The organism is Frankia sp. CcWB2 (genome assembly GCF_977927585.1).
The window spans coordinates 22,924-24,768 of the sequence record NZ_CDWRCM010000046.1 but is presented as its reverse complement, the minus strand read 5'-3'; the positions used below and the strand labels follow the sequence as shown (position 1 = coordinate 24,768).

The 1,845-nt window shown below is 71.5% G+C and carries 1 protein-coding gene and 1 pseudogene; one reads left to right on the top strand and one right to left on the bottom strand.

Features of this window, described 5'->3' with window-relative positions; translation table 11 throughout:
* Positions 1-1,042: molybdopterin-dependent oxidoreductase (locus ACY45C_RS07350; RefSeq protein ID WP_462186882.1), on the bottom strand; the 1,042-nt coding region annotated here is incomplete at its 3' end.
* 247 nt (positions 1,043-1,289) lie between these two features.
* On the opposite strand from ACY45C_RS07350, the pseudogene ACY45C_RS07345 reads away from it, so the two are divergent.
* Positions 1,290-1,845, top strand: a pseudogene (locus ACY45C_RS07345) (hypothetical protein); the annotation flags it as partial.

The window sequence follows — 1,845 nt, the reverse complement described above, 5'->3', positions numbered from 1 at the left end:
GATCCGGATAACCGTGGTCGAGGTCGAGGCCGGCGCCGTTCACCCCGGTCGCGAGCAGGGTCAACGAGTCCCGGGCGTGCGAGGGGCTGACGTCGCTTGCCCGGTAGCCCCCGCGGGCCTCGAGGGACTCGACCCGGACCGTCGCGTCGGCGGGGATCATGGCGGCGTCCAGCAGATCCCGCAGCCGCGGCCCGTGCCAGGTGGCGTCCGCGGCCCATCCCTCGACGCAGGTGATCGGCAGCTTCGAGCTGTACCGACGCAGCGCGTACAGCTCCTCGATGGTGTACACCATCCGGCGCGGACCGACCACCTCCAGCCGGTACCCGGGGTCACGGGCGAGGGAGGTGACCCGCGCGGCTCGCGCCGTGCGGTTCACCGGGAGCCCCTGCGGGCCGATGTCGGGCCGCCGCGGCGCGAGCAGGTCCAGCCGGGCCAGGCCCGGAACCGACTGGCCAGCGGTCGTCGCCACGATTACCCCGGCGGCGGTCCCCGTCGCGAGGCCGAGGCTGCGCCGCGTCAGACTGCCCGTCCCCGGGGCGGCGCCGGTCATGGTGGTGGCGGCGCCGTTCAGGGGCGCGCGCTCATGGCGGCGACGGCCCACGTTCGCCTGGACGACGGTGAGCTTCGCGACGATGTGGAGGACCAGCGCGCCGATTGTGATCCAGGCGACCCAGTAATGGGTCACGGTGAAGAAGAAGTGGAACCGGTACCACTGCGCGATGTTCGCGATGCCCGTGCTGAGCTGGAAGATCGCCCCTGCGATCAACGGCACGATCGTTATCCGCTCCACCGCATGGGCGACGGAACGGATCGGGGGCCATTCCCACAACAGCGGATACACCGTCCACAGCTTCGCCAGCAGCAGTGGGACGCTCGCGAGTCCGGTGGTCACGTGCAGGCCCTGGGTCACCCGGTACAGCCAGACGGGTCGGGAAGGCCATTCCAGCCAGGACGGCGGATGCTGCATGAAATGCGACACCAGCCCGGTCAGAAAGCATGTTCCGAAGGCGATCCCGAGCCAGAGGCCGAGGAGAGCCGCCATCCGTGGATCGTGCAGCCGACTGGGGAATGCGTTTTCGCGCAGGGGGCCGCGCCGCAGGACCGGGGGTGGTTCCGGCAGCTTTTCGGTCAGCAGATGAGGCAACCGACGGGGCAACTGGCGAGGCAATTGTCGCACGAATGCACGGTAGGCCGCCGGGACCACTCGCGACCGAGTACCGGCATTACGGAACGAGGAAGGCCTGGCGCGGTGTTCCCGCGCCGGCGCTGCGCCTGCCAGTCTCGGGACCATGCCCAGAACCCGCACCGCGCCACGCCTCAGGCCGGCCTTGGCCCTGGCCGGGGCGGGTGTCGGGCTCGCGGGCCTGCTCGCGGCGCCGGGATACCTGCCCGGTCGGGCAGGGGTGCTCTACCCCGTCATGCTCTGGTGGGCGCTCGGTGTCGCCACAGCCGCGCTGCTGGTCCACGCGGCCCCGCGCCGGTTGGCTGTCGCCATGCTGCTCGGCGGAATTGTCGCCATCCACGCCGTCGCGGCCACCACCGGCCCGCAGCTCTCCGACGACCTGTACCGCTACGCCTGGGACGGTCGGGTCCAGGCTGCCGGGATCGACCCCTACCGGTACGGCCCGCTCGCTCCGGAACTGGCCCGGCTGCGCGATCGCTGGCTGTTCCCGGATCCGGCCGGGTGCGCGGCGATCGGGCGCGGGCCGCACTGTATCCGGCTGAACTACCCGCGCGCCCACACCATCTACCCGCCGGTGGCGCAGGCGTACTTCACCGCCGTTCATGTCCTGCCGGGGCCGCCGCGCGAACACAAACTCCAGCTCTACGCCTCGCTGACGTCCC